The following is a 5,178-nucleotide window of genomic DNA, read 5'->3' as shown; positions in this document are numbered from 1 at the left end:
GGGCTGGCCGCCCCCCGCACCCCCCGCTCCGTGGGGCTTGCGACACGGGGAGTGACGATCCTGCAGAAGAAGACGCCCCGCTCTGGCCAGAGCGGGGCGTTTTTTATTCAGACCGTTGCGGGCGCCAGATCAGGCGGCGCTGGATTCGCTTTCGTCATCCTCGGGCGTGGCGGCGGCGATGCGGAAGCTGCGCAGGATGAAATCGGGCACATGGTCGCCCATGCCGACGATACGTTCGTGCTGGCCGGGATAGGAGGAGCGGTAGTTCGGGCGATCGCCGCGCGGTTCATTGCGCGGTTCACTGCGGGACTCGCTACGGGGTTCGGACCGTTGTTCTGACCGGGAGTCGGCGCGCGGCTCGCGAGCCTCGCCGCGGCCTTCGTTGCGGCGCTCGCCAGAGCGGTCGCTGCCGGGGCGCGGGTCGCGGCGGCGGTCGTCGCTGCGTTCTTGCGCGGGGCGCTCCTGTACGGGGCGCTCCTGTGCGGCGCGTTCGGGGGCGGCGCGAGGCGGAGCCACGGGGGCGACCAGCATCTCCTCGGCGGCGGCGCTTTCGATCACCGGCATCACGTCACGCGGCTTGTGTTCGCCACGGGCGGCGGAGGAGGCGCCACGCGGGCCACGGCCGGAACCGGAGCGGCTGGACGAGCCCGACCCCGGACGACCCGAGCTGCGGGCGCGGTCGGAGTTTTCCGAGGCGCCTTCCAGCGCCCCTTCGGGCAGGGCGGCGCGCGGGATCGGCTGCTTCACCAGGCTTTCGATATTGCCGAGGTATTTGTCATCCGAGGGCACCGAAATCGTGAAGGCCTTGCCCAGACGCCCGGCGCGGCCGGTGCGGCCGATGCGGTGGACGTAATCTTCCGGATGCGAGGGCACGTCGAAGTTGAAGACATGGCTGACGGCCGGAATGTCGAGGCCGCGGGCGGCCACATCTGAGGCGATCAGGAGGCGCAGGCTGCCGTCACGGAATTCGTCCAGCGTCTTGGTGCGGACCGACTGGTCAAGGTCGCCATGGATCGGCGCTGCATGAAAACCATGGGCTTTCAGGGACTTGGCCACCACATCCACATCCATCTTGCGGTTGCAGAAGACGATGGCATTGGTCAGGCTCTCGCCCTCGCCATTGATCAGCGCGCGCAGAACGGCGCGCTTTTCGGTGAAGCTGCGGTCCTTGCGGGTGGGGGTGAAGGCGAAGAGCTTCTGCTCGATCGAGGTGTTGGTGGTGGCCTGGCGGGCGACCTCGATCTTGGCGGGGTTCGACAGGAAGGTGTTGGTGATCCGCTCGATCTCGGGCGCCATGGTGGCGCTGAAGAACAGGGTCTGCCGGGTCTTCGGCGTCATCTGGAAGATGCGCTCGATATCCGGGATGAAGCCCATGTCGAGCATGCGGTCGGCCTCGTCCACCACCATGATCTGCACGCCGGTGAGCAGCAGTTTGCCACGCTCGAAATGGTCGAGCAAGCGGCCCGGGGTCGCGATCAGCACGTCAACGCCGCGGTCGATCAGCTTGTCCTGATCGCCGAAGGAGACGCCGCCAATCAGCAAGGCCTTGGTCAGCTTGGTGTATTTGGCGTATTTGTCGAAGCTTTCGGCCACCTGGGCCGCCAGTTCGCGGGTCGGCGCCAGCACGAGGCTGCGCGGCATCCGGGCACGGGCGCGGCCCTGGCCGAGCAGCGTGATCATCGGCAGGGTGAAGCCTGCGGTCTTGCCGGTGCCGGTCTGGGCGATGCCCAGAACGTCCTGTCCCAGAAGGGCGGGCGGGATGGCCTGCGCCTGAATGGGGGTGGGGGTTTCATATCCGGATTCAACCACGGCTTGAAGCACGCGGGGGTCCAGTGCCAGATCAGAGAATTTTGTCATCAGCGTCCTGAGAGGGGCGGGATCGGCCCGCCAAGGGTCAAGGGACGCATCTTCCGGGCGCCCCGGCGTCTGGGCACAATCGCCCACGGGTCGCGGATAGCGGAAATTGTCCACAGGGTCAAGGTATATGGGTCTAACGGTGCCGCAGGAAGATCAGCGCCAGGCCCAGAACCGCCAGCGCCGCCCCGGCGCAGGACAGGGGGCGCGGCCTTTGCCCGGTGCGCAGCCACAGCAGCGGCAGGATGATCACCGGCGAGGTAGCCGAAAGCGTGGCGATGATCCCGGTCTGCGACCCTTGCAGCGCATAAAGGAACAGCGTCATGCCCAGCAGCAGCCCTATCACGGCGGTGATGGCGGTCAGCAGCAGCACCTTGGGCGTCACCTGCCGCGGCGCGGGCGGGCCAAAGGGCGTCAGCGCGATCAGCCCCATCGCGAGGCCCGAGGCGCCGACCCGGAAGAGCGAGGCAAGGTAGGGGTCCATCCCGCCATGCATCAAAGGCCGCGCCATCAGCGAGCCTGCCGCCTGGCCGAAGGCCGCGCCAAGGCCGAAGAGCAGGCCGATGATCAGCCTGCCCTGCAGGCTTTCCAGCCGGTGTGCATTGCTCGCCGGGCGGCCGAGGATGGCCAGCGCCACGCCGGCCGCGGTGCACAGAATGCCAAGCACCGCCTGAAGCGTCAGCGCCTCGCCCAGGATGGCCCAGCCGAGCAGGGCGGCCATCGGCGCGTTCAGGGCGAATATCGCCCCGGCGCGGCGCGGTCCGATCCGGCCCACGGCGGCAAAGTTGAGCGTGTCGCCGATCAGGATGCCGACCACGCCCGAAGCGGCCAGCACCGCGATTCCGCCCCAGCCCGGCACGGCAAAGGCGCCGGTCGCCAGCACCACCAGCGCCAGAAGCAGCGTCACCAGCCCCTGGCGGATCAGGTTGAAGTGAAAGGCCCCGAGCGCGCGGATCCCGTCCGAGGCGATCAGCCCGGTGGTGGCCCAGCAGGTGGCGGTGCCAAGGGCGGCGATCTCGTGCAGGGGCAGGGTCATGGCTTGGGTCCGGGTTGGGGCGCCCCGTCGCTAGCGTGGTCGGCGGGACTTGTCCACCTCGGGCAATTTGTCTCGACCGGCCGGGGGAGAAGCGGCACACTCCCTCTGGCGGGAGAACTCGCGATCCAGCAACAGGAGAGTGACATGGGAACCACGAACACGGCTTCGGCCCTTTGGTCTGGCGATCTGAAATCCGGGGCGGGCAAGATTTCCACCCGTTCGGCCACGCTGATCTCGGCCCCTTACGACTTTCGCAAGCGCTTCGAGGGGGCGGAGGGCACCAATCCGGAGGAGTTGATCGCGGCGGCCCATGCGGCCTGTTTCACGATGGCCCTGTCGGGGGAACTGGGCAAGGCGCAGATGGTGGCCGATGAGCTTGCCACCACCGCCACGGTGACGCTGGATTTCATCGACGGCGCGCCGACCGTGACCAAGGTCCATCTCGACGTGAAGGCGAAGATTCCCGGCGCGACCGAAGCCGCATTTCAGGCGGCTGCGGCGGCGGCAAAGGCCGGTTGCCCGATCTCGCGGCTGCTGAAGGCCGAGATCAGCATGACGGCGGCCCTGGGCTGAGGGATGGCCAGAGAGGTGGGCCGCGGGACGGTCTGAGCCCCGCGGCTCAGACCATCATTTCCTTGGTCGCGGTCAGCTTCAGCTCGGGGTAATCGCGCTCGATCCGGTCGATGTCCCATTTCAGGCGGGTCAGAAAGACCGTGGCCCCGTCGCTGTCCATCGCGATATGGCCCTTGTTGACGTTGATGAATTTCTCCATCTCGGGCTTCGGCCCCGAAACCCAGCGGGCCGAGGTGAACTGGCTGGGTTCAAAGCGGACGGGGAGGGAATATTCCTCCTCGATCCGGGAGGCCAGAACCTCGAACTGCAGCTGGCCCACGACGCCGACGATATAGCCCGAGCCGATCATCGGCTTGAAGACCTTGGCGGCGCCTTCCTCGGCGAACTGGGTCAGGGCCTTTTCGAGGTGCTTGGCCTTCATCGGGTCGAGCGCGCGGACGCCGGACAGAAGCTCGGGCGCGAAGGAGGGGATGCCGGTGAAGCGCAGGGCCTCGCCCTCGGTCAGGGCGTCGCCGATGCGGAGCTGCCCGTGGTTCGGGATGCCGATGATGTCGCCGGCCCAGGCCTCTTCGGTCAGTTCGCGGTCGGCGGCGAGGAACATCACCGGGTTGGCCACCGCCATCGGCTTCTTGGTCCGCACATGGAGGAGTTTCATGCCGCGTTCGAAATGGCCGGAGGCGAGGCGGACGAAGGCCACGCGGTCGCGGTGCTTGGGGTCCATATTGGCCTGAACCTTGAAGACAAAGCCCGCCACGGTGGGTTCGGAGGCGTCGATCATCCGCTCCGCCGCTTTTTGCGGCTGCGGCTCGGGCCCGTATTCGCCCATGCCGTCCATCAGCTCCTTGACCCCGAAGGAGTTGATCGCCGAGCCGAACCAGATCGGCGTCATCGAGCCGTTCAGGAAAGAGGCGCGGTCGAAGGCGGGCAGCAATTCGCGTGCCATTTCAATGTCTTCGCGGAACTTCTTCAGAAGGTCGGCAGGGACGTGTTCGGCCAGTTTCGGGTCATCCATCCCCGAGATCTGCAGGCTTTCCGCCACCTTGTTGCGGTCGGCGCGGTCCATGATCTCCAACCGGTCGTGGAGCAGGTCATAGGCGCCGATGAACTCGCGTCCCACACCGATCGGCCAGGAGGCCGGTGTCACGTCGATCGCAAGGTTCTCCTGGATCTCGTCGATGATCTCGAAGACATCGCGGCTTTCGCGGTCCATCTTGTTGCAGAAGGTCAGGATGGGCAGGTCGCGCAGGCGGCAGACCTCGAAGAGCTTGCGGGTCTGGCTCTCGACGCCCTTGGCGCCGTCGATCACCATGATGGCGGCATCGACGGCGGTGAGGGTGCGGTAGGTGTCCTCGGAAAAGTCGCTGTGGCCGGGGGTGTCGACGAGGTTGAAGCGCCACTGGCGGTAGTCATAGGACATGGCCGAGGCGGAGACGGAGATGCCGCGCTCCTGCTCCAGCTTCATGAAGTCCGACCGCGTGCGCCGTGCCTCGCCCTTGGCGCGGACCTGACCCGCCATCTGGATGGCGCCGCCGAACAGCAGGAACTTTTCGGTGAGCGTGGTCTTGCCGGCGTCGGGGTGCGAGATGATCGCAAAGGTCCGGCGGCGGGAAATTTCGGGCGGGAGTTGGGGGCGGTTGTCAAGCATGGGGCGGCTTTAACGGAAAAAGGCCCGGGCGTCCATCGGGGCAGAGGCGGGGGGCTGCCGCCCCCCGCAC

At 67.1% G+C, this 5,178-nt stretch carries 4 protein-coding genes; 1 reads left to right on the top strand and 3 read right to left on the bottom strand.

Annotated elements, in window-relative coordinates; all coding sequences use genetic code 11:
* Window positions 1–129: 129 nt before the first annotated feature.
* Window positions 130–1,857, bottom strand: a complete 1,728-nt coding sequence (locus AC1DZT_RS25225; RefSeq protein ID WP_478009408.1) for a DEAD/DEAH box helicase — start codon at window positions 1,855–1,857, stop codon at window positions 130–132.
* 133 nt (window positions 1,858–1,990) lie between these two features.
* Complete coding sequence (locus AC1DZT_RS25220) at window positions 1,991–2,890, bottom strand: DMT family transporter (RefSeq protein ID WP_478009407.1); 900 nt, start codon at window positions 2,888–2,890, stop codon at window positions 1,991–1,993.
* Between the two features lie 144 nt (window positions 2,891–3,034).
* Between AC1DZT_RS25220 and AC1DZT_RS25215 the strand changes: the two genes are divergently transcribed.
* On the top strand, window positions 3,035–3,463 hold the full coding sequence (locus AC1DZT_RS25215) for an OsmC family peroxiredoxin (protein ID WP_478009406.1): 429 nt from the start codon (window positions 3,035–3,037) through the stop codon (window positions 3,461–3,463).
* A 46-nt stretch (window positions 3,464–3,509) separates the two neighbouring features.
* On the opposite strand, the gene AC1DZT_RS25210 is transcribed toward AC1DZT_RS25215, so the two are convergent.
* Window positions 3,510–5,108 (bottom strand): peptide chain release factor 3, encoded by a 1,599-nt coding sequence (locus AC1DZT_RS25210; protein WP_478009405.1) that lies wholly within the window; start codon window positions 5,106–5,108, stop codon window positions 3,510–3,512.
* Between the last annotated feature and the right edge of the window lie 70 nt (window positions 5,109–5,178).

This window comes from Rhodobacter sp. P1_C2, assembly GCF_056406375.1.
This window is presented reverse-complemented; position numbering and strand designations above follow the sequence as displayed.